This is a genomic window from Corynebacterium sp. NML 150383, assembly GCF_002285085.1.
Classification (GTDB): Bacteria; Actinomycetota; Actinomycetes; order Mycobacteriales; family Mycobacteriaceae; genus Corynebacterium; species Corynebacterium gottingense.
The window spans coordinates 135,101-156,012 of record NZ_NSGK01000005.1 but is presented as its reverse complement, the minus strand read 5'-3'; the positions used below and the strand labels follow the sequence as shown (position 1 = coordinate 156,012).

21 protein-coding genes are annotated in these 20,912 nt (G+C 65.7%); 5 read left to right on the top strand and 16 right to left on the bottom strand.

What is annotated here, in order from left to right; translation table 11 throughout:
* Positions 1–21: 21 nt before the first annotated feature.
* The 3 genes from CKJ85_RS06945 (at position 22) to CKJ85_RS06935 (ending at position 2,908) form a co-directional block, all read left to right on the top strand.
* Positions 22–441 (top strand): hypothetical protein, encoded by a 420-nt coding sequence (locus tag CKJ85_RS06945; protein ID WP_095553861.1) that lies wholly within the window; start codon positions 22–24, stop codon positions 439–441.
* Positions 442–760: 319 nt separating this feature from the next.
* On the top strand, positions 761–1,201 hold the full coding sequence (locus CKJ85_RS06940) for a hypothetical protein (protein ID WP_095553860.1): 441 nt from the start codon (positions 761–763) through the stop codon (positions 1,199–1,201).
* A gap of 336 nt (positions 1,202–1,537) precedes the next feature.
* On the top strand, positions 1,538–2,908 hold the full coding sequence (locus CKJ85_RS06935) for an AIPR family protein (protein ID WP_095553859.1): 1,371 nt from the start codon (positions 1,538–1,540) through the stop codon (positions 2,906–2,908).
* 5 nt (positions 2,909–2,913) lie between these two features.
* Here the strand turns inward: CKJ85_RS06935 and CKJ85_RS06930 are convergent, their stop codons facing one another.
* Together CKJ85_RS06930 and CKJ85_RS06925 are read right to left on the bottom strand one after the other, a co-directional pair.
* Positions 2,914–3,234 carry a hypothetical protein gene (locus CKJ85_RS06930; protein ID WP_095553858.1) on the bottom strand — a complete coding sequence of 107 codons (321 nt, stop codon included), beginning with the start codon at positions 3,232–3,234 and terminating at the stop codon, positions 2,914–2,916.
* A 6-nt stretch (positions 3,235–3,240) separates the two neighbouring features.
* Positions 3,241–4,215 (bottom strand): bile acid:sodium symporter family protein, encoded by a 975-nt coding sequence (locus CKJ85_RS06925; protein ID WP_095553857.1) that lies wholly within the window; start codon positions 4,213–4,215, stop codon positions 3,241–3,243.
* A gap of 23 nt (positions 4,216–4,238) precedes the next feature.
* On the opposite strand from CKJ85_RS06925, the gene CKJ85_RS06920 reads away from it, so the two are divergent.
* Complete coding sequence (locus CKJ85_RS06920) at positions 4,239–5,339, top strand: NADH:flavin oxidoreductase/NADH oxidase (RefSeq protein WP_095553886.1); 1,101 nt, start codon at positions 4,239–4,241, stop codon at positions 5,337–5,339.
* A gap of 79 nt (positions 5,340–5,418) precedes the next feature.
* On the opposite strand, the gene CKJ85_RS06915 is transcribed toward CKJ85_RS06920, so the two are convergent.
* The 8 genes from CKJ85_RS06915 to CKJ85_RS06880 form a co-directional block, all read right to left on the bottom strand.
* A complete protein-coding gene (locus CKJ85_RS06915; RefSeq protein ID WP_095553856.1) occupies positions 5,419–5,793 on the bottom strand; it encodes a Rieske 2Fe-2S domain-containing protein in 375 nt (124 codons plus the stop codon).
* Positions 5,790–6,647, bottom strand: a complete 858-nt coding sequence (trpA, locus tag CKJ85_RS06910; protein ID WP_095553855.1) for a tryptophan synthase subunit alpha — start codon at positions 6,645–6,647, stop codon at positions 5,790–5,792. The genes CKJ85_RS06915 and trpA overlap by 4 nt, the downstream gene beginning before the upstream one ends.
* A gap of 1 nt (position 6,648) precedes the next feature.
* Positions 6,649–7,896, bottom strand: coding sequence for a tryptophan synthase subunit beta (gene trpB, locus CKJ85_RS06905; RefSeq protein WP_095553854.1), 1,248 nt, complete (start codon positions 7,894–7,896; stop codon positions 6,649–6,651).
* Positions 7,889–9,328: a bifunctional indole-3-glycerol-phosphate synthase TrpC/phosphoribosylanthranilate isomerase TrpF gene (gene trpCF, locus CKJ85_RS06900; RefSeq protein ID WP_233126989.1), complete on the bottom strand. Its 1,440-nt coding sequence runs from the start codon at positions 9,326–9,328 to the stop codon at positions 7,889–7,891. The genes trpB and trpCF overlap by 8 nt, the downstream gene beginning before the upstream one ends.
* On the bottom strand, positions 9,321–10,349 hold the full coding sequence (gene trpD / locus CKJ85_RS06895; RefSeq protein WP_095553853.1) for an anthranilate phosphoribosyltransferase: 1,029 nt from the start codon (positions 10,347–10,349) through the stop codon (positions 9,321–9,323). Before trpD ends, trpCF begins: the two co-directional genes overlap by 8 nt.
* On the bottom strand, positions 10,336–10,962 hold the full coding sequence (locus CKJ85_RS06890; RefSeq protein ID WP_095553852.1) for a gamma-glutamyl-gamma-aminobutyrate hydrolase family protein: 627 nt from the start codon (positions 10,960–10,962) through the stop codon (positions 10,336–10,338). Before CKJ85_RS06890 ends, trpD begins: the two co-directional genes overlap by 14 nt.
* The gene (locus CKJ85_RS06885) at positions 10,959–12,545 is read right to left on the bottom strand and encodes an anthranilate synthase component 1 (protein ID WP_095553851.1); all 1,587 of its coding nucleotides are present in this window, start codon (positions 12,543–12,545) and stop codon (positions 10,959–10,961) included. Before CKJ85_RS06885 ends, CKJ85_RS06890 begins: the two co-directional genes overlap by 4 nt.
* Before the next feature lie 313 nt (positions 12,546–12,858).
* Positions 12,859–13,320 carry an SdpI family protein gene (locus CKJ85_RS06880; protein WP_233126988.1) on the bottom strand — a complete coding sequence of 154 codons (462 nt, stop codon included), beginning with the start codon at positions 13,318–13,320 and terminating at the stop codon, positions 12,859–12,861.
* Positions 13,321–13,553: 233 nt separating this feature from the next.
* Between CKJ85_RS06880 and CKJ85_RS06875 the strand changes: the two genes are divergently transcribed.
* Entirely contained in the window at positions 13,554–14,780 is a 1,227-nt protein-coding gene (locus CKJ85_RS06875; protein ID WP_095553850.1) for a dicarboxylate/amino acid:cation symporter, read from the top strand.
* 21 nt (positions 14,781–14,801) lie between these two features.
* Here the strand turns inward: CKJ85_RS06875 and CKJ85_RS06870 are convergent, their stop codons facing one another.
* The 6 genes from CKJ85_RS06870 to CKJ85_RS06845 all read right to left on the bottom strand — a co-directional run bounded on the left by CKJ85_RS06870 (position 14,802) and on the right by CKJ85_RS06845 (position 20,899).
* Positions 14,802–15,560 (bottom strand): hypothetical protein, encoded by a 759-nt coding sequence (locus CKJ85_RS06870; RefSeq protein WP_095553849.1) that lies wholly within the window; start codon positions 15,558–15,560, stop codon positions 14,802–14,804.
* A 64-nt stretch (positions 15,561–15,624) separates the two neighbouring features.
* Positions 15,625–15,819: a hypothetical protein gene (locus tag CKJ85_RS06865; protein WP_095553848.1), complete on the bottom strand. Its 195-nt coding sequence runs from the start codon at positions 15,817–15,819 to the stop codon at positions 15,625–15,627.
* A 980-nt stretch (positions 15,820–16,799) separates the two neighbouring features.
* Positions 16,800–17,429 carry a DUF624 domain-containing protein gene (locus tag CKJ85_RS06860; RefSeq protein WP_095548015.1) on the bottom strand — a complete coding sequence of 210 codons (630 nt, stop codon included), beginning with the start codon at positions 17,427–17,429 and terminating at the stop codon, positions 16,800–16,802.
* 346 nt (positions 17,430–17,775) lie between these two features.
* Entirely contained in the window at positions 17,776–18,675 is a 900-nt protein-coding gene (locus CKJ85_RS06855) for a carbohydrate ABC transporter permease (protein WP_095553847.1), read from the bottom strand.
* A 4-nt stretch (positions 18,676–18,679) separates the two neighbouring features.
* Positions 18,680–19,525 carry a carbohydrate ABC transporter permease gene (locus tag CKJ85_RS06850; protein ID WP_095278628.1) on the bottom strand — a complete coding sequence of 282 codons (846 nt, stop codon included), beginning with the start codon at positions 19,523–19,525 and terminating at the stop codon, positions 18,680–18,682.
* An 18-nt stretch (positions 19,526–19,543) separates the two neighbouring features.
* Positions 19,544–20,899: an ABC transporter substrate-binding protein gene (locus CKJ85_RS06845; protein WP_095553846.1), complete on the bottom strand. Its 1,356-nt coding sequence runs from the start codon at positions 20,897–20,899 to the stop codon at positions 19,544–19,546.
* Positions 20,900–20,912 lie beyond the last annotated feature (13 nt).

The following is a 20,912-nucleotide window of genomic DNA, read 5'->3' as shown; positions in this document are numbered from 1 at the left end:
AACCGACACAAGGAGTATCTGATGAAGCGCACCATTGCTGCGGGACTCGCTACCGCTACCGCCCTCTCCCTCACCGCTGTTCCGGCGCAGGCTGCGGAAGATTCGAACGAATTCATCGAGGGTGTGCGCGAAGCCGTCGAAGGACCGAAGGGCGTTGTGGAGGATACTCTTCAGGGCGCTGAAGAGGGTGCTCGACAGGGTGTTCAAAAGCGCAAGCTCGACAAGAAGCTCGAGGATGAGGGTTACGGCGCTGCCCCGAAGACCGACGGTGCGAAGGACATGATCGTCGGATCCGTAGAGCAGGGCTCCAGTGCCGATCAGGCGTACCAGGCTACGCAGGCGGGCTGGATCCTCACTTGGGTCGCTGTCGCAGCCGCTGGCCTTGGTGCCATCGGCTTCGTTGCCAACCAGGCGGGTCTGCTGCCGAACATGCCGTTCTAGTCGCAGCTTTGCCCTAATTTCCGGGCAGCTCATTCGCACCCCCAGCTAGAGGCTCGTTGAAGTCTCGGTGGCTGGGGGTTTTGCGTGGGTCGGTGTCATCTGTGGGCACGAGGCAGTACCCCCGAAGTAACGAAAAGTATTTATGAAAATAGAGACAAACGGGGTAACGCTTCGCGCAACCGCTTCGATACGTCAAATAGTAAGCAGCTGCCAAAGGTTTTTCTGGCAAATGCTTGCGCACCTTGAACAGAACGTTCTCGGTTTAACCCTCATCGAGGTGCGACCCCGCCCCTCGACCCCTACGAGAGAGGAACTTCCCATGAAGCGCTCCGCATCCGCTGCACTCGCAGCAGTAACCGCACTGTCCCTCGCCGTCGCTCCGGCGTACGCGCAGGATGACGCCAACGGCCCGAAGGAGGATCAGGGAGCCTCTTCTTCCCAGGCTGAGGGCAAAGATGGGGAGAAGACCGGCTCCTCCGACATCACCGATGAGGCCGCAAAGAACTACTTCGAGGCCAACAAGGACAAGGCCACCGGCATCGTCAAGGCGTCTACCGAAGGCAAGGAGGGCGAATTCAAGGATTTGAACGACGCATTCCTGTCCTCCATCAAGAGCGACGCGTCCAACGATTGGGCACCTGGCAAGACCGCCAACATCCTGCTCGGCACCGGCATCGGCGCGCTCGTGCTCGGCATCCTGGCTGCCGTCGCTGCAAGCGGCGCAGTTCCGGGCCTGGGCAACATAAAGCTCCCGTTCTAAGCTCGAGCGCCTCGTACCGAGGTAGCTTTACGCCCCCGGGCCAACTGTGTGTGCAGTCGGTCTCGGGGGCGTTGTTGTGTCAGTGCCACCGGAACAAAAGCAGCTGTCTCTAATGTGCGACGTATATCACTAAATAGAAGGTTGCGTTCCTAACCCGGAGCACTTATGCTCGGTACCAGTGGTTGATACAAGGTCGCCACGTCGACAACGTGAACTGCCCTGGACAGGGCGGTGGGCTGAACTTGGCCGGACGGCCAGGTGGATTCCGGAACCTCTGGGGTCGGTGCATACGCATCCAGTCGTGTGTCGAACACCCCAACAGGAAAGGAATCCACCATGTCCGTACCCATGCAAGACAAAACCGTCACCTTCAAGGTCGAGCTGCGCAATGACGCCAACGTCGGCCCGCTCTACCGCATCAGCGGCGCGGTGAAGATCAAGAATCTGGTCGACCTCATCAGCATCGAGGATCTGACGGCAAACCCCCGTCGTCCGAAGCGCACGACGATCACTGAGGACATCATGCAGACGATCCAGACCGCGCCGGAGATGCTCCCCTTCTACTCCAAAGGCATCCTGATCGGATCCTCGGACGTGGTCGAGCGCGATCGCGACCGCTTCCAGCTCCACTTCGCCGACCCGGACCGCGAAGGCGTCCTCGACGGCGGCCACAACCTGATGGCTATCGCGCTGGTACTCCTCGGCGAGGTCGGCGTGAGCGAGAAGGCGCTGCGGAAGGTGAAGTTCTGGGACCAGCTCAAGGAAGCCTGGGCTGAGAACACGACTGCGCTCAAGGCGCTGCGCCAGGACACCTCCCCCACCCTCGACGCGCTCGTCCCGCTCGAGATCATCGCTCCCCTCGCGGGCCCGGAGGCCGGCGACGGCCTCGCCGAGTTCAACAACCTCATCATGGGCATCTGCGCGAACCGCAACCAGAACGCGCAGTTGGCCGCCGACGCGATCGCGAACAAGAGCGGCGTCTTCGACTTCCTCAAGGAGTCCATGCCCGCCGAGCTGGCCGACCAGGTCACGTGGAGCACCAACGACAACAAGCGGATTGACCCCCGCATGCTCGTCTCGCTGCTGTGGGTGTCGCTGGGCAAGGTGCCGACGCTTGGCAACTACGGCATCAAACCCATCACGCCAACCTCCGCGTACTCCAGCAAGGCGGCCTCGCTGCAGCGATTCACCGACCTGGTCGAGGCGGACGGTGCGGCCGAGAAGACAGACGACGGGAAGAGCTACGTGGTGCTCGATGGCTACATCGCGTCGGCCTTCGAGATGATCGTTGACATCCTCAATTGCTACGACTACATCTACACCGGCTTCAAGGACGCCTATAACGAGAACGGTGGGTCTTTCGGTCGCATCGGCGCGGTGAAGAAGACGTCGAAGGGCGCGAACCGCACCTTGGTCACCAACCAGCTTGTCGAGCACGAGGTGCCGCCGGCCGGCTACCTCATCCCGCTCCTGTTCAGCATTCAGGCGCTGATCAAAGACGACGCCGAGGCCGGACGCCTCACCTGGCACAAGCCGCCGCTGGAGTTCCTGCAGGCGCCGGGCAACCTGACCAAGCTCGTCGGCGCGCTGAAGCCGATCATTGAAATGGCGAATTGGAACCCGCAGACCGTCGGCAAGAACTCAGCCTCATACGAGGTCACCTACGCCAAGCTCAGGGAGCTGCTTTTCGACGACCTGCTCGGGTAGCTCCCCTACCCGATCTCCGGGAACTTCACCTTCGCCTCGCCCCAGAGCCCCTCGAACTCCATCCGGGTCAGGCGGGTGGAGGTGATGCCCTCCAGCGCGTCGTAGGAGTCGGGGTGCGGGACCGCGCCCATCGGCTCGTTGGCCTGGCCGATGACGCACCCCTCCGTGTACACACCGGTGATGGTCTCGTTCGGGTCCAGCTCGATCATGCGGACCATGGTGCAGCGGTCGCTCGAGATCTCCTCCAGCTCCGCAATGTTGAGCAGCTCTCCCCCGAGCTCCGGCACCTGGTAGTGGATGCGCACGTAATGTTTCACGTGAAACATCTCCTTCTAGTGTTGCGATTCGTCTGCACCAGCGTAACGCGAGACGTACGAGGAGCAGATCACCAGCTGCGTCATGTGGTAGATCATGAGCGGAATAATGAGGGTGCCCAGGGTCGCCCCGCCAAACATCACCGAGGCCATGGGCAGACCCGTGGCCAACGACTTCTGTGTCCCGCACTGCTGGATAGCCACGGTGTCCGCGCGGCTGAAGCCGAGCTTGCCCGGCACCCAGCCCGTCACCCGCAGCATCGCCACGACGAGTGCGGCCGCAAACACGATGAGAAACAGAATCTGCCACAGCGGCAACTGCGTCCACACTCCGGCGACGACGCCCTGGGAAAACGCCGAGTAGACAACCATCCAGATCGACCCGCGGTCCACGATCTTGGTCGCCTTGGACGCGGCGATCTCGCGGACCCGGGGCAGAAAGTTGTGGGCCAGCTGGCCGAGGAGGAACGGGAGGAGGAGTTGGATGGAGATGTCGAGGAAGACGGAGGCGTCGATAAGCACTCCCCCGCTCGAGCGCATGAGCAGCATGGCGAGGAGCGGGGTGGCGACCACGCCGACGAGCGATGAGAGGCTCGCGGCGACGACCGCGCCGCTGACGTTGCCGCGCGCGATGCCGGTGAGCGCGACGGAGGATTGGACTGTCGACGGCACGAGCGTGAGGAAGAGGATGCCCTGGTAGAGCTCCGGCGAGACGACCGCGGAGAGCGGGCGAAGGAGGATGCCGATGAGCGGGTACACGACGAACGTGCACGCGAGGATGGCGGCGTGGAGCCTCCAGTGGGTCAGACCGTTGAGGGCCTCGCGGGTGGAGAGGCGCGCGCCGTAGAGGAAGAAGAGGAGCGCGATCGCGAGCTTGACCGCGACGCTGAATCCGTCGGCGAAAGCGCCCCGCGCGGGCAGGACGAACGCGATGAGGGCCGAGACGATGATGCCGGCGACCAGGGGGTCGATGCGGGTGAGGAAGTTTGGCATGGTTGAAGTCTATGCTTGGGCGCATGCGATTGAGCGACACATTGACTCTCCGCGACCTGGAAATCCGCAACCGCATCTGGCTGCCGCCGATGTGTCAATACCAGGCGAGCGGGCGCGACGGCATCCCGCGGTCCTGGCACATGGTCCACTACGGGGCGCGCGCCGCAGGCGGCTTCGGGCTCATCATCGCGGAAGCCTCCGGCGTCGTGCCCGAGGGACGCATTTCCCCGTTCTGCGCGGGTATATGGTCCGACGAGCACGCGAAGGCGTGGGCGCCGATCGTGGATTTCGCGCACGAGATGGGTGCGAAGATGGGGATCCAGCTGGGCCACGCGGGCCGGAAGGCGTCGACCTACCCCATGCTGCCCGACAACAAGGGTCGCGGGACGGTGCCGCCGGAGGAGGGTGGCTGGGAAACGCTCGGCCCGAGCGCGATCGCAGCGGACGGGCAGGCCGTCCCCCGCGCGATGACGCTGGAGGAGGTTCGCGCCGTGCCCGGCCAGTTCGCCCAGGCCGCGAAGCACGCTGTCGACGCCGGGTTCGACCTCGTGGAGATCCACGGCGCGCACGGTTACCTGCTGCACCAGTTCCTCTCCCCGATGTCCAACGAGCGCGACGACGAGTACGGCGGCGACTTCGACGGCCGCACCCGCCTCCTGCGGGAGGTCGTCGACGCCGTCCGCGCGGCCATCCCCGAGGGCATGCCGCTGCTCGTGCGCCTCTCCGCCACCGACTGGGTCGAGCCCGACGGCTGGCGCGCGGAGGACTCGGAGCGCCTCGCTCCCCTGCTCGCCGAGGCAGGCGTGGACCTCATCGACGTCTCCACCGGCGGCAACGTCCCGGCCGACATCCCCGCTGCGCCCGGGTACCAGGTCGACTTCGCCCGCCGCGTCCGCGAGGCCGCCGGTCTCCCCACCGCCGCGGTGGGCATGCTTGTCGACGCCACCCAGACCCAAGCCATCCTCGACCGCGAAGAAGCCGACGCCGTCCTCATCGGTCGCGCGGCGCTCCGCAACGCCGAGTGGGCTATCGACGCGCTGCGGGAACTCGGGGTCGCACCGGCGAAACTGCCGTACCCCGATTCGTACTTCCGCGGATGGGACCGGGCGGCACTGCAGTGCTAAGCCGGTCGAGATAGTTGTGACCCCCAACGATTGGAATGCCAACCATTGGGGGTCGCCGTAATGGAGTATCTGGGTGAAGCTAGACCTGGCCGTCGGTCGCGACGAGGTTTTCCCCCTGATCCTCCAAAGGTACTTCCCGCAGTCCCGCCACGGAGGGGCCGGACACCTTGTCACCCGTCGCGGTATTGAACACGGAGCCGTGCGCGGTGCACTTCACGTTCTCGCCCTCGACGACGGTGATCTTCTGCTGCTGGTGCGGGCATACCGAGGAGTAGGCGACGTACTCGCCGGCGGTCGGCTGGGCGATGATGAAGTGGTCGAGGATGACCGAGCTGCCCACGGGGACCGCGGTCTTGGCTACCTCCTCGCTCGGGGGCTCGCCGCAGGCGGCGAGGAACGCGCCGGCGAAGGTGGTGGCAGTGCCGAGGAGGAAGAGGCGTCGTGAACAAGTCATGCCTTTATCGTAGCCTCTTTCATCTGTGCGACGTAGGCGGACAGTTCCCTGGTGAGCGCGTCCATGTCCGTAATCCGCGCCGGCTCGGGGTGCGTGTGCGCTGTGTACTTGGCCACGATGTTGGCGATGGCGGAGCCGGTAATCGCGCCTGCCGCCCCGGCCGCGATCGCGTCGGCGACGTGCTGCGGGGTTGAGATGCCGAAGCCAAGCAGCACCGGCGCCCCGCCGTCCGACTGCACGTTGTCCACCACCTCGCGCAGACCCTCCACCGACGCGGCCTTGTCGGCCCCCGTCACGCCGTCGCGGGAGATGGCGTAGATGTAGCCGCGGGACTGCGCCGCCACCCCCTCGAGCGTCTGCGCGCTCGCTTTTACGGGTGCGATGTAGATCGGGCAGATGCCCGCCGCCTCCGCCGCCGCGCTGAACGCTGCCGACTCGCGCACGGGCACGTCGGGCAGTAGCACGCTGTCTGCGCCCGCCTCGCGGAACGCCGCGTAGAACTCGTCCAGCCCCCGCACGTAGGCGACGTTGGCGTAGATGAGCATGCCGATGGGGAGATCCGGGTAGCGCTCACGGATGGTCCGCACCTGCGCGAGAGCTTTATCGACGCTCGCGCCTCCGTCCAGCGCACGAACGTGGGCTGCCTGGATCGCGGGACCGTCCGCAACAGGGTCGGAGAACGGAACACCGAGTTCGAGGGCGTCGGCTCCGGCGGTCACGACGGCGTCGATAATGCGCAGCGCGTCCTCGGGGGTGGGGTCGGACAGCATGACGAAGGGGACGAATGCCCCCTCGCCTTTTGCCTCCAGTGCCGCGAACGTTGAATCGTAACGTGACGTAGTAGGGGTGGACATCTTAGTTGGTCTCCTTCCGTGCAATCACCCAATCCGGGTGGCTTTCCAGGGTCGCGCGGACGTGCGCGACGTCCTTGTCGCCGCGGCCCGAGAGCGACACGAGGATGGTCAGGGGCTCTGCATCGCGCGGGTGCGAGGCTGCGCGGTCGAGCGCGTACGCGAGCGCGTGCGAGGACTCGAGGGCCGGAATGATGCCCTCGTACCGAGACAGCATCTGGAACGCGCGCAGCGCCGCCTCATCGGTGACGGGGGCGTACCGAGCGCGCCCGGACTTGGCCAGGTGCGCGTGCTCGGGGCCGACGGCCGGGTAGTCAAGCCCGGCGGAGATGGAGTAGGACTCCTCCACTTGCCCGTCGGCGTCGCGCATGAGGTAGGAGCGCGTGCCGTGGAGGATGCCCACGGTACCGGCTGCGATCGCGGCCCCGTGCTTGCCCACGCCGACACCCTCTCCCCCGGGCTCCACGCCGACGAGCTCGACGGCGGACTCCTCGATGAAGTCGGCAAACATGCCGATCGCGTTCGAGCCGCCGCCGACGCAGGCGCACACCACATCCGGCAACGCGCCCACGCGGTCCTGCATCTGCGCCTTCGCCTCGGCGGAGATGACGCGGTGGAGCTCCTTCACCATTTTGGGGAACGGGTGCGGACCCGCCGCCGTGCCGAGCAGGTAGTGGGACTCGTGGAAGGTGGCGGTCCAGTCGCGGAGCGCCTCGTTCACCGCGTCCTTGAGCGTGCCGGCGCCCGAGTCCACGCCGACGACTTCCGCGCCCATGAGACGCATCCTGTAGACGTTGGGCTCCTGGCGGGCCATGTCGACCTTTCCCATGTAGATCACGCAGTCCAGGCCCAGGAGCGCGCACGCGAGCGCCGTCGCGGTGCCGTGCTGGCCGGCGCCGGTCTCCGCGATGATGCGGGTCTTGCCCATCTTCTTGGCCAGGAGCGCCTGGCCGATCACCTGGTTTGTCTTGTGCGCGCCGCCGTGGACGAGGTCCTCGCGCTTGAGAAAGATCCGCGCGTTGGCGCCATCGAGCGGCAGGTTCCGGCACTCGGTGAGCGGCGTGGGGCGGCCGAGGTAGTCGCGGAGCAGGCCTCGGTATTCGGCCATGAACTCTTCGTCCTCCCACGCGTCGACGAAGGCGCGCTCGAGCTGGTCAAGCGCGGGGAGGAGCGACTCCGGCACGTACTGGCCGCCGAACTCGCCGTAGTAGGCTGGCAGGATCGTGCTGCCGCCGTGGGTGTAATCACTCATTGTTCGTCCTTGGGTAGTGGTAATTGCCAATGATGTTGAATGCGCGCCGCAGCGCCGCTGCGTCCTTCCGCCCGGCCCACGCGCCGGCGCCCGCCGGGTACTCCACCCCGGAGTTCAGGTCCACGCCCGTGCAGCCGACGCTGAGCGCATCCTCGAGGTTGCCGGGGTGGAGTCCGCCGGCGAGCAGCGCGTGGCCGCGTACCTGGGCCGGAATGTCGGCCCAGCGGAAGGTCTCGCCAGAGCCCCCGTCGCGCGCGTCGAGCACAAGCTTGTCCGCGCTCCCCTGCAGCCCCAGCGCGACCCCGCCCCCATCACCGGCGCTCATGGAAACCGCGCGCCACACCTCGATGCCGGCGCCGACCTCCCCGCGGACGCGGCCGACGAGGTCGAGCTCCGCCTCGATCGACCCTTGGTAGGGCGCATGGACCTGGACGGCGGCGATGCCGGGCTGGATGAGGTCGCCGTACCCGGAGGTCCGCCGGGAAACCGCGACGTACTTGAGGCCCGGCTCGTGCGCGATAATGTCAGCCGATGTTTCACGTGAAACATTGCGGGGGCTCGCCTGCTCGAAGATGAGGCCGCCGTAGACGGCGCCCGCCGCCTTGGCCGCCTGCGCCGCCGGCCAGGAGGTGAGGCCGCAGACCTTGTTCGGCCCGTACACCAGCTCGCGGGCTGCGAGGTCGACGTCCGGCTGGCCGGTGAGCTGCGAGCCGACGAGGAAGCCGTCGGCGTGGGCGCCGAGCTGGCGCACGGTCTCGGCGTCGCGGATGCCCGACTCGGCAACCACCGCTGCCCCCTCGGGCGCGAGCGTGGCCAGCCGGGCCGAGCGCGTGAGGTCGATGGATAGGTCGTGGAGGTTCCTGTGGTTGACGCCGAAGATGCGCGCCCCGAGCCGGGTGGCGCGCGCCGCTTCCTCCTCGTCGATCACCTCGGTGAGGACGTCCATCCCAAGCGAGTCCGCGAGCGCGGACAATCGGGCATAGGTGGCGTCGTCCAACACTGACAGCATGAGGAGGATGACGTCCGCGCCGTAGTAGCGGGCGGCGTAGACCTGGACGTCGTCGATGATGAAGTCCTTGCACAACACCGGCAGGTGGGTGCTTGACGCCACCGTCGACAGGTGGTCGTAGTCCCCGCCGAAGCGGTCCGGCTCGCACAGCACCGAGATGCCGGCGGCGTACCGGGAGTAGATGCGCGCGATAGCGCCTGGCTCGTAGTGGTCGCGGATCAGGCCCAGCGAGGGTGAGGAGGACTTGCACTCCATGATGAAGCTCGTCCCCTCCCGCTTGAGGTTGTCGTAGAGGGAGCGCTCCGATTTGGGTAACGTGTCGAAATTGACGTGGGCGACACGCTGCCGGATTTCGGTAAGGTGACCCTTTCGCCCCTCGACAGTGTCCTCCAGCACCGTGGGCAGTTCGGCGGGCTTAGGCACTGTAGTCAGCCTCCTCGTGGCGGCGCAACCAGGTGTGCACGGTGGCGTCGGCAAGCAATGCGAGCGCGTGCTGCACGCCGTCGGCGATGGTGTCGGTGGTGCCGTAGAGGTAGAACATGGCGCCGGCGGTGGCGGCGACAGCGTCGCGGTGCGCCTGCGGGCCTTCGCCGGCGAAGGTGGCGCGCATCGCCGCAGCGTTCGCTTCCCCGTCACCACCGCGCAGGTCCTCCAACGGGTGCCGCGCGAGGCCGAGCTCCTCCGGGGTGACGGTGGAGTGGGTGATCGCGCCGTCGCGGTCGAGCTCCCAGATCTGCGACTCGCCGTGGACCGCGAGTTCGTCGGTGCCTGCCCCGTGGACGACCATGGCGCGGCCGCGCCCGAGCTCGCGCATGGTCTCCGCGATGAGCTGGCCTTGCGCCGGGTTGGCAATGCCCATGATTTGGAACTCGGGGCGCGCCGGCGACAGCAGCGGGCCCATCGTATTGAAGAGCGTGGACACGCCGAGCGCCTTGCGCACCGGCTGCACGTGCGCGATCGCCGGGTTGTACGCCGGCGCGAACAGGAACGTGAAGTTGGAGGATTCGAACTGGCGCACGGCGCGCTCCGGGTCCAGGTCCAGCGGGATGTTCAGCGCTTCGAGCACGTCGGCCGATCCGGACTTGGACGATACTGAGCGGTTGCCGCACTTAATCATCTTCACCCCGCCCGCGGCCGCGACCAGTGAGGCGGCCGTGGTGATGTTGATGGTGTTCGCGCCGTCGCCGCCGGTGCCCGCGGTGTCCATGAGCCCCTCCCCCGTCACGGGGAACGGTCGGCCGGCCGCGAGGAACGCGCGCGCCGCGCCCGCCACGTCCGCGAATGTCTCGCCGCGGGTGCGGATGGTGGCGAGCAGCGCGGCGATGTGGACGTCGTCGTAATCGCCCACCGTGAGCGGGGTGAACGCCTCGACCGCCTCCTCCAGCGAGGGTGCACGGTTGTCCAGGAAGCGCTTGAGGATTGCCAGGGATTTATCGGTTGCCATTGTTCGTTCCTTTCTTCAGCAGCAGGTCCACGCTGCGCCGCAGCATCGTCGGCCCTGCCGGGGTGAGGATGGATTCGGGGTGAAACTGCAGGCCGAGGGACATGCCGTCGTCGCTCGCCGCGGCCATGACCGCGGCGCCAATGTCGGTGGCGGTGTGCGCGAGCGCGTGCATCCCCGCCGGCACCGCGGTGGCGCCCAGCGAGTGGTAGCGCGCCACCGGCACGAGTCGCCCGCGCTGCCCCGGGATGTCGTCCACGGTCATGCCCGCAAACAGCGGCGAGTCCTGTCCGGCGTCCGTGAGGGCCATGCTTATCGACGCCCCATGCACCGGCCCGCACGGCCGCACCGCTCCCCCGAAGTGCTCGACCAGGGCCTGGTACCCCAGGCAGATCCCGAGGATTGGGATCCGCCCTTGCGCCCGGTCGATGAGCTTGGCCATGCACCCGGCGTCCGCGGGGTACCCGGGCCCGGGCGACAGCACTATTAAGTCCGGCTCAGTAGCGAGCACGGCGTCGGCGCTCACGGTGTTGCGGAACACTGTTGAGTCGTACTCAGCGAGCGCGTCGACCAAGTTGTACACAAACGAGTCCTGGTTATCCAGCAAGGCGATCATTTCTCCACCTCCAGTTCGGCACCGGCCGCCAGCGCGATCGCGTTGAGCACCGCGTAGGCCTTGTGCAGCGTCTCGTCGGCCTCGGACTGCGGGTTGGAATCGCGCACCACACCGGCCCCGGCCTGCACCACGGCGGTGCCGCCGGTGACGTACGCGGAACGGATCACGATGCAGGTATCCATGTCGCCGCTACCCTGCAGGTACCCGACCGCACCGCCGTAGGAACCGCGCCGGTGCCCCTCCAGCTCGCGCAGCAACTCAGTCGCACGCAGCTTCGGTGCGCCGGTGAGCGTGCCCATGTTCATGCAGGCGCGGTAGGCGTCGAGGGCGTCGAGGTCCCCGGCCAGCTCGGCCGTGACCCGCGAGACCAGGTGCATCACCCGTGAGTACCGGTCCACCTGCAGCAGATCGACCACCCTGCGGGTGCCCGGGGTGGCCACGCGGGCGACGTCGTTACGCGCCAGGTCCACCAGCATGGTGTGCTCCGCGACCTCTTTGGCGTCGGTGCGCAGCTGCAGCTCCATGCGCGTATCCAGCTCGTGGTCGATCGAGCCGTCCTCGGCCAGGCCGCGCGGGCGGGTGCCGGCAATCGGGTAGAGTTGGACCTCGCGGTTGGCCTGGGTGTACTTCAGGTTGGACTCCGGCGAGGCGCCGAAGAGCTCGTACGCCTCCCCGCGCGTGTCCACGCCCCGGAGGTAGAACATGTACGGCGACGGGTTGGTCGCGCGCAGCTGCAGGTAGGCGGCGAAGGCGTCGGCGCACTCGGTGATAAAGCTGCGCGCCGGCACCACCTGGTAGATGTCGCCGTTGGCAATGTTGCCTTTGAGCTTATCGACGTCAGCGCAGAACCGTTCGTCCGAGATGTCGGTACGCACGCGCAAGGTGCCGGCCGCGCTCGGGGTCGGCTGGTACGCGTCGGCGGTGCCGGGCTCGGCGGCGTCGATACGCGCGGCGAGGTCGTCGAGGTCGATGCCGTCGCCGGCCGCGTCCACGCCTGCGAGGTACGCGGTCTGGGACTGGTGGTCGATGCGCAGCAGGACCTCCGCGAGCACGTACTGGTAGTCGGGGTACGTGTTCGCGCCGTCGGCAACCCGTGGCAGGTCCTCGAAGGTCTCGAGGTAGTCGTAGGCGAAGCCGCCGGCGAGCAGCGGGAAGTCCTCGTCGCCGTACCCGGCGCCGGTGGTCAGCGCGCGCAGGACCTCCACCGTGGAGGTGGCGGTGAGGCGTTCGCGCTCGTCCGCGGCGTCGGAGGCGGGGAACGCGTAGACGTCGGCCCGGGCGCCCGGGGTGAGGTACTCCCCCAGCTGCTCGCGGAGCCGCGCGGCGAGCACTCGGCCGGACTCGGTGAGCGGGAGTACGGTGACGCGGTCGCCCTGGCAGGTCACGCGCAGCGAGGCGCGCAGCACCGCGACGGACTGGAGCCCGGAGCGGGTGGTGATGTCGGCCGACTCAAGCAGCACGGAGTCGGGCGTGGTGGTGCCGCCGAGGTGGGCGAACAGGCTTGCGGCGTCCGCGTGGTAGCGCACGTCGCGGCGCGTTACCTGGGGCGCGGCGCCCGGCGGAGTATTCGGGGGGTTGCTCATTGTCGTCCTTCGTGTGTGCTGACACCGAGGGCTCTGGAGCGGAAAGGCCCGCGGTGCTTGAGTTGGTCCAAGCTGGCGGGCCGTGAAATGGGGAACCTACAATCGGTGGCACGCCGTCTACGCGCGCCACCACCAGTTGGTCAGAGTCATGTAAGTCACAAGAGCTACGGTAGCGGGTCGGCGCGCGATCCGCAGCAGTTTGGTAAAAGTCCTGCGTGGGTGTGAAAGTAATTCCAGTGCGCGCCGCCGTGCCCGGGCAAAACAAAAACCGCAATGTTTCACGTGAAACATTGCGGTGCGGTGGTGCGGGGCGCTACTCCTCGCCGTCGGCCTTTCCGGCCGCGCGGCGCAGCGCATCCAGGTTCACCTGGGGCGCCGGCACCTCTTCGGCGGGTTCGTCGGGCTCGTGCAGTGCGGCGTCGGCAAGCTTGGCTGCCTTCGTGCCGTAGTTGCCGCCGACGGCGAACGCGGCCACCGCGGCGATGAGGGCGACGGCCGGCGCGACCCAGACCCAGCCCTCCGCGATGAAGGCGAACGCCGCGCCGATCGCCATCGCGACGCCGGCCAGCAGGGCGAACGGCCCGACGACGCGGTGGGCGGTGACCCACGTGCTCTCGTTCTTGCGCACCTCCGGGAGGCGGAGGCCGATGACGTTGTTGCCGGGAAGCTTGCCGGCGGTGGCCATCGCGCCCGGGATGAGGAAGAGGAGCGCGCCAATGATGAACAGGATGCCAAGGACGATGTTCAGCGTGGTCATGGTTGCAAACGGGGACATAGGGATAGGATAAACCGGTCCGGCTGTGGGGCCGAATTCTTGTGGCGGCTGGGTGGGGCGTGGGGGCGTCGATAAGCGACTGCCCGCTGCCGGCCGAAAAGATTTTGCGAAAGTTCGCAATTCGGGCCGTGAATAAGGAACAATAACATTCAACGGACAGGCACAACGCCCTGTCCGTTCCCTGTACATCTTCGGGTCCGTCCACGGTCCCGTGACTGCAAAAGGTTCCAACCATGAAATCGAACGTTTTGAAGTCATTGCTGTTTTGGGTTGTCGTGGCCATCATCCTCGGCTTCCTGTGCAGCTTTGTCTTTCCCGACTGGCTGGCACGCGTTTTTGTCACGTTCAACGGCCTGTTTTCCAACTTCCTCGGGTTCTTCGTCCCCGTCCTGATCTTCGCGCTGATCGCGCCCGCCATCGCGGGTCTCGGCCACGGCGCGGGGAAGTGGCTCGGCATTACCGCCGGGGTGGCGTACAGCTCCACCATCATTTCCGGCCTGATTGCGTGGGGCACGGCCACCGTGGTCTATCCGCACCTGCTCAAGGGATCCGAGCTGATTACCAACGTGGACGACCCGGAGGCCGGCGGGCTGAGCCCCTACTTCGAGGTGGAAATGCCGGCGCCGTTCGAGGTCATGTCGGCGCTGCTGCTCGCGTTCTTCATCGGCATCGCCATGACGCAGGTGAAATCCACCGCCATGTACGAGGTACTTGACGAGCTCAACGGCGTCATCATGAAGATTGTGAAGAGCTTCGTCGTGCCGCTGCTGCCGCTCTTCATCTTCGGCACCTTCCTCAACCTGGGAATGAACGAGAACTTCGGCTCCACCATGGCGGCGTTCGGCAGCGTCCTCGTCCTCTCCATCCTGATGACGCTGATCATCCTCACGCTGCAGTACCTGGCCGCCGGCGCGATCGCGGGCCGCAACCCCTTCGTGGCGATGAAGAACATGATGCCCGCCTACTTCACCGCGCTGGGCACCTCCTCGTCGGCCGCGACGATCCCGGTGACCTACAACTCGACGCTGAAGAACAAGGTCGACGAGGACGTCGCCGGCTTCATCGTCCCCCTCTGCGCCACGATCCACCTGTCCGGCTCGATGATGAAGATCATGCTCTACGCCCTGGCGGTCGTGTTCATGGGTGGTCTCGACGTCTCCCCCGGCCAGGTCATCGGCTTCATCTTCCTGCTCGGCATCATGATGATCGCCGCGCCAGGCGTCCCGGGCGGCGCAATCATGGCCGCCGTCGGCCTCCTGCAGGCCAACCTCGGCTTCGATGAATCGATGGTCTCGCTGATGATCGCCGCGTACATCGTCGTCGACTCCTTCGGCACCGCCGCCAACGTCACCGGCGACGGCGCGATCGCCATGGTGATCAACAAGTTCGCCCAAGGCAAGATCAAGGGGCAATCGATTGACGACGCCACCGCGACCCCCTCCCCCGCCGCAAACTCCTAGCCGCTGGGGCTGGGGGCGGGCTTACAGCGCGCTGGGGTGGGCGAACGCGGTGCGCTGGCCCTTCGTCCCCGCCACGTTCTCGGACAGCGAGGAGTTCACCCCAATAAAGCCCTTGCCGGGGATCCACGCCGGGCCGCCGGAGTCACCCGGACGCAGGCCGCGGTGGAAGGCGTAGGTGGTGTCGCCGTTGACCTTGTCCACCGAGCCGCAGTACACCTGCTGGCTCTTCGCACCGACGGCGCACACCTGGTCGCCCGGCTGCACCTCCCAGATCGGCGCGACACGATCGCCCGTAAACGAGTTCGCCCCCGGGACGACTCCGGGGATGAAGCGGATGCGGGCGACGTCGGCAAGCGGCCCCTTCGAGGCGAACTGTAGCGCCGCAGGGAAGAACTGCGCCAGGTAGCTGAGCGGGATGTCCAGCGCCGGCAGCAGGTGGTGCGAGTTCTCGTAATAGCCAATGACCTGGTTGTTCGCGTTCAGCACGGGTTCGCCGGCGAAGCCGCAGTGCCCGGCCGTGTAGCCGACCCCCGCGCCCCGATCGACGTACCCGAGCGTGCAGTCGTCCAGCCACAGGCCGTGGAAAACGCTGATCAGGTCCCCCTGGTTCACCACGGTGCCCGCGGGCGCGTTGAAACCGAGCGCCCCGCTCGCCGCGGATGAACCCATCGTGCTGTTCGGCGGCAGCGCCGCGGCGTTCGCAGTTGTGGTGGTCGCTCCGGTGCCCGCGTCAACGAGCGCGAGACCCGCTGCGATCAGGCTGGCTATTTTCTTCTTCATTGCCCCAACTTTATCCGGTGCGCTGGAAGAACGCTCGGTTGCGTGTGTGGTTGCGGCTGCGTTCCTACAGCGCCTGCGGGTGCGCGAACGCCTCCCGGTACCCCTCGGTGCCGGCGATGTTGCTGGACCCGCCGCTGTTCACGCCGACGAACCCCTTCCCCGGGATCCACGCGGGACCGCCCGAGTCGCCCGGGATCAAACCGTGCTGGAACGCGTAGGTGGTGTCGCCGTTGACCTTGTCCACCGAGCCGCAGACCACGCGCTACGACCCTGGGGTTGAATCTGATCCGCGCGACATCGGCAAGCATGCCCCGAGACACCTGCGGCATGAGCGACGGCACGACGTCCGTTGCGTACGCCAACGGGATGTTCAGGTTCATGGAGACCGTTCGATGCCTCGAAGTAGCCAATGATCTGGTAGTTCGCGTTGAGCACCGGCTCGCCGGGGAGCCCGCAATGCCCGGCCGTGTAGCCGACGCCCGCGTGCGGATCGACGTATCCAAGCGTGCAGTTGAAATCCCACAGGAGCCGTTGCACTCGGATACGGTCGCCTTGCTTCACGACGGTCCCCTGCGTCGCATTCGCCCCGAGCATCCCACTGATCGTGGACGAACCCGCGGTGGCGCCCGGCGGCAACGAGGAAGCGTCCGCGGTTCCTGCGCTGGCGCCGGCGCCGGCTGTGGCTACGGCGAGCATGAGCGCTGCCGCGGCGATGCTGGCTGTGTGCTTCTTCATGACAGCCTCCGTTTTTAAGGCTCATTCTGTTCTGGGGCGGCGCTGCTGCGATACGTTTTCGTCGCCAGGTGTGAGGTGTTGGCGGGGCGCGGCCTCACTCATGTTTTCACTACCGTCACTCATCTCCTCACTCACGTCACTCATGTCCTCACTACTGTCAGTGTGGTTCTCACTATCGTCACTCATGTTCATTGAGAGAGCGCTGGACCGAGAATGTGCACGTAAAAACCTTGCCAAGCGGTCGTTTTCAAATCCTCACTACTGTCACTCACTCCGTCACTCATGTCAGTGAGGCTGCTCGAAAGATTGCACATCGTGAACGGCGACAACGTTCCAATTTCGAGCCCCCTTTCTCTAAGGACCATTCCTTCCACTCCCTCTTGTCCTTGACGCATTCGCCGCAATGCTCCGACGAAGATGGCGCGTCCTCTGCCGCGAAAGCAGAGGCGACGGTCATCGTCAGGGCGGTACAGGCCGTTGAACCTGCAAGCACCAAGATTCCCGCTACTCCCCCAGCGTTTGCCCGAGCGGCCGCGCGAGCACCAGTCGGATGACGTACACGCACAGGGCGGGCACGGCGAAGAACACAGCGGGTACGGCAACGACGAGGGGTAGGAACCGCACGAGCGAGACCCCCATCCACAGCACGGCGAGGGCACCGAGCGTGTGTATGAGGTGCTTGAAGGTCATTACGACCGCGAGTGAGAAGGGGGATGCGGTGGCGTCGATAGGCGAAGGCAACGATTCGAGTGCGAAAAACCACACGGAGATCCCGGCGAGCACCATCGCGCCGGACAGCGCGAGCGCCTGGAGCGCGAAGAGCGCGGCGCCGTCGATGCCGGCCTGGAAGAGGACCCACTGCTCGTAGACGAGGACGACGGCGGCGGCGAGCAGCACCAGCCACCACAGCGTGGCGGGGCGCGTTTGTGTGCGGAACTCCCTCAGGTATTGCAACGCATACCGCGAACCGAGGCCCTGGATCATGTCGCCGACGACGACGTTTGCGGCGCGGAGCGCGGCGCCGCCGGTGACGATGGGCAGGCTCGACAGAATCATGAGCATGTTGAGAATGACAATGTCCGCCATCAGCGTGAAGGCGGACATGAAACGCGAGTCCGGGTTAAACATGTTCACCCGGACCAGCGTAGTTGGTGGCGGCGGACCAGTCAGGCGCGGATGGCCGCGGAGCGGTGCCGCGGGCGGTCTAGATGGAGCTAGCTCCGTTTGGACCCGACCGCCACTTAAATCTCCTGGTCGCGGATCGCGGTCTACTGCAGATGGAGCTAGCTCCGTTTGGCCCGGACGGTCACTTAAAACGCCTGGTCGCGAACCGCGGTCTACCGCAAACGGAGCTAGCTCCATCTGGACCCGCCCCGCGCGAGAACCCCCTCCAACAGCAAAGGCGCCGGGACCGAAACCGATCCCGACGCCAACAACCAGCCAAGCCAGCCAACAACCAGCCAAGCCAGCCGAACCCGACCTACCCCTTCACCGCACCGGCGGCGACGCCTTCGACGATGTGCTTCTGCGCGGCCATGTAGAAGATGATGATCGGCAGGATCGCCAGCACGAGCATGGCCATCATGGCGCCGAGGTCGCGGTCGCCCTGGGAGCCGATGAACTGCTGGATCACGACCGGGATCGTGCGGTACGGCGTGGACAGGCCGACGACCAGGTACGGCAGGAGGTAGTCGTTCCAGATCCACATGGCGTTGAGGATCGCCACGGTGATCGCGGTCGGCTTGAGCATCGGCATGACGACGCGGAAGAAGGTGGAGATCGGCGAGCAACCGTCGATGGTCGCTGCTTCCTCAATTTCCAGCGGGATCGACTTGATGAAGCCGGAGAACATGAACACGGACAGTCCGGCGCCGAAGCCCATGTACAGCACGACCATGCCCAGCGGGTTGGCCAGGCCGAGGCGGTCGGCGATGACCACGGTGGGGAACATGACCATCTGGAACGGGATGACCATGGAGAACACGAACAGGTAGTACAGCGCGCTGGTCCACCACGTCTTCACGCGCGTGATGTAGTACGCGGTCATGGAGGAGAAGAACACGATGGCCACGACGGACAGGATCGTGATCACGAAGGACCACACGATCGCCCAGCCGAAGCCTTCGCCTTGCACGCCGGTGATGTAGTTGCTCAGGCCCGCCCACAGCTCGCCAACCGGCAGCGCGAAGGGGTTGGTGGAGATGGCGAAGCGGTCCTTGAAGGAGTTGAGCAGGATGAACAGGATGGGCCCGAGGAACACGATGGTGAGGAAGATCAGCACCGCGTAGATCAGCGCTTTCGCCCCGCCGGAGACCTTGGCCTCGCTGGCGGCTTTTTGCTTATCGACGCCCCGCTGTCCCTTACTTACTTTCGTTGTCATTGTCCTATGCCTCCACTTCCCTGCTGCGGGTGGCGCGCAGCTGGAACATTGCGATCACAACCACGACGACGACGAAGATCACGGCCTTCGCCTGGCCGACGCCCTCGGCCCCGACGCGGTTGAACATGGTGTTGACGATGTTGAGGGCGACCATTTCGGTCTCTTGCCCGGGCGCTCCGTCGGTAAGCGCGAGGTTCTGGTCGAACAGCTTGAACGTGTTCGACAGCGTGAGGAACAGGCAGATGGTGATGGACGGCATCATCATCGGGATGGTGACGTGCCGCAGCATCTCCCACTTGCTCACGCCGTCCAGCTCGGCGGCCTCGATGAGCTCCGGCGGCACGTTCTGCAGGCCGGCGATGTAGATGATCATCATGTAGCCGATGAGCTGCCAGTTCATCAGGATGACCAGGCCGGCGTAACCGAACTTGCTGTCGGCGGCGATGGTGGTGTCGTAGTGGGCCAGCACCGCGTTGATCATGGACTGCCACGTGTAGCCGAGCACGATGCCGCCGATCAGGTTCGGCATGAAGAACACCGTGCGGAAGAAGTTGGTGCCCTTGAGTTTGCGTGTCAGCGTCCACGCGATGGCGAACGCGATCACGTTGACGGTGATGATGGACACGATCGCCACGGCTATGGTGAAGCCGAAGGCGTGGACGAATCCTTCGCGTTCCTCGAAGACGCGGCCGTAGTTCTCCAGGCCGACCCAGTGGGCGTCGGTAATCGTGGTGAACTTGGTAAACGAGAGGAAGAAGCCGATCACAAACGGGACCAGGAACGCGATGGCGAAGGCCAGCAGGGTCGGCAGGACGAAGACGGGGAAATACTTTTTCAGTGATGCTTGCATGGTGGTGTGCTCCTCTCCCTAGTCCAGCAGGGCAATCTGGTTGGCCATCTCGTACTCCCAGTCCTCTTTGAGCTTGGCCACCACGTCGTCCCAGCTCATGTTGCCAATCGCGTACTGGGCCAGGTTCTGGCCGTACAGGTCACGGAACTGCTGGTTGGGGCTGAACTGGAAGTCCCACGGGATGGTCTCGGAGTCCTCGTCCGTCAGCGCCGCCTGCACCTGGTGCGCCAGCGGGTCGTCCGGCACGTCCTCGGGGCCGTAGTTCTTAAACGGGGCGATGAAGGAGAGATCGTTGACCACGTGCTGCTTGCCCTGATCAGAGAGGAACAGCCAGTTGAGGAAGTCGCGCGTGGCCTGCTGGTCTTCCTCGCTGGCCTTGTTGTTCACGGCCATGTAGGCCTCCGTACCAATGTTCAGGCCCACGTTCTCCTCGTCGGGCAGACCCATGTAGATGGGCATGAACTTGATCTTGTCCTCTTTGACATCGGTCGAGCCTTCGCCGCCGATCTGGCTCCAGGCCCAGCTGCCGTTTTGCACCATGGCGGCCTTCCCGGTGGCGAATTCCGCCATGGAGTCGCTGGTGGAGCGCGACGCGGCCAGCGCGGGCTTGGTGGTCGAGTTGTTCAGGTACAGGTCCAGCATTTGCTTGTACTGGTCGCCGTAGATGAAGTCGATGGTGGGCATCTCGGTGAATTCGGTGATGCCGCGGTCCTGGATCTCGTAGTGGTACGGGCCGTTCATCAGGTGGTTGGTCCAGCGCCACTCCTCGCCGGCGATGAGGCTGGTCACCGCGAACGCGCCGTCGATACCCAGCTCCTCCTTCTTGGCCTGCATGTCCTCGGCGACCGCCTTGAGCGCGCCGAAGTTGTTGACCTCTGCCATCGAGCCGACGGCGGGGTTGGGCAGGGCGAAGTACTGGTCGAAGATCTCCTCGTTGTAGAGGATGCCGAACCCTTCCAGGGCGTAGGGGACGGCGCGGACGGCGCCGTCTTTGTCGGTGATCGGCTGCGCGTCGTCGTTAAGCTCTTGCACGACCTCGTAATCGGAGAGGTCGGCCAGGTAGTCCTTCCAAATGCCGTAGCCCTCCTGGCCGTTGACCTGGAACAGGGTCGGCGCGTTGCTCTTCGCCATCTCGGCCTTGAGCGTTTGCATGTAGGAGCCGGAGGCGGCGGTGACCACCTTGACCGGAATGCCGGTTTCCTCCGTATACTCCGCGGCGATCGTCTTGAATTGCTCGGCCTGCTCGGGCTTGAAGTTGAGGTAGTACACACTCGGCCCATTGTCAGTTCCGCACGCAACCAAGCTTATCGACGCCACCATCACCGTCGCCACGGTCGCCAGCACTCGGCGAGCCGCGCGGGTTGTCGTACTCATCGGCGGTCCTTCG

Bases quoted from the DNA above. Each gene is read 5' to 3' on its own strand.
- CKJ85_RS06845 (WP_095553846.1), bottom strand. From the start codon at position 20,899: ATGAGTACGACAACCCGCGCGGCTCGCCGAGTGCTGGCGACCGTGGCG.
- CKJ85_RS06890 (WP_095553852.1), bottom strand. From the start codon at position 10,962: ATGATCGCCTTGCTGGATAACCAGGACTCGTTTGTGTACAACTTGGTC.
- CKJ85_RS06880 (WP_233126988.1), bottom strand. From the start codon at position 13,320: ATGTCCCCGTTTGCAACCATGACCACGCTGAACATCGTCCTTGGCATC.
- CKJ85_RS06855 (WP_095553847.1), bottom strand. From the start codon at position 18,675: ATGACAACGAAAGTAAGTAAGGGACAGCGGGGCGTCGATAAGCAAAAA.
- CKJ85_RS06885 (WP_095553851.1), bottom strand. From the start codon at position 12,545: ATGAGCAACCCCCCGAATACTCCGCCGGGCGCCGCGCCCCAGGTAACG.
- CKJ85_RS06875 (WP_095553850.1), top strand. From the start codon at position 13,554: ATGAAATCGAACGTTTTGAAGTCATTGCTGTTTTGGGTTGTCGTGGCC.
- trpA (WP_095553855.1), bottom strand. From the start codon at position 6,647: ATGTCCACCCCTACTACGTCACGTTACGATTCAACGTTCGCGGCACTG.
- CKJ85_RS06940 (WP_095553860.1), top strand. From the start codon at position 761: ATGAAGCGCTCCGCATCCGCTGCACTCGCAGCAGTAACCGCACTGTCC.
- trpB (WP_095553854.1), bottom strand. From the start codon at position 7,896: ATGAGTGATTACACCCACGGCGGCAGCACGATCCTGCCAGCCTACTAC.
- CKJ85_RS06870 (WP_095553849.1), bottom strand. From the start codon at position 15,560: ATGAAGAAGAAAATAGCCAGCCTGATCGCAGCGGGTCTCGCGCTCGTT.
- CKJ85_RS06930 (WP_095553858.1), bottom strand. From the start codon at position 3,234: ATGTTTCACGTGAAACATTACGTGCGCATCCACTACCAGGTGCCGGAG.
- CKJ85_RS06915 (WP_095553856.1), bottom strand. From the start codon at position 5,793: ATGACTTGTTCACGACGCCTCTTCCTCCTCGGCACTGCCACCACCTTC.
- CKJ85_RS06935 (WP_095553859.1), top strand. From the start codon at position 1,538: ATGTCCGTACCCATGCAAGACAAAACCGTCACCTTCAAGGTCGAGCTG.
- CKJ85_RS06850 (WP_095278628.1), bottom strand. From the start codon at position 19,525: ATGCAAGCATCACTGAAAAAGTATTTCCCCGTCTTCGTCCTGCCGACC.
- CKJ85_RS06925 (WP_095553857.1), bottom strand. From the start codon at position 4,215: ATGCCAAACTTCCTCACCCGCATCGACCCCCTGGTCGCCGGCATCATC.
- CKJ85_RS06945 (WP_095553861.1), top strand. From the start codon at position 22: ATGAAGCGCACCATTGCTGCGGGACTCGCTACCGCTACCGCCCTCTCC.
- CKJ85_RS06920 (WP_095553886.1), top strand. From the start codon at position 4,239: ATGCGATTGAGCGACACATTGACTCTCCGCGACCTGGAAATCCGCAAC.
- trpD (WP_095553853.1), bottom strand. From the start codon at position 10,349: ATGGCAACCGATAAATCCCTGGCAATCCTCAAGCGCTTCCTGGACAAC.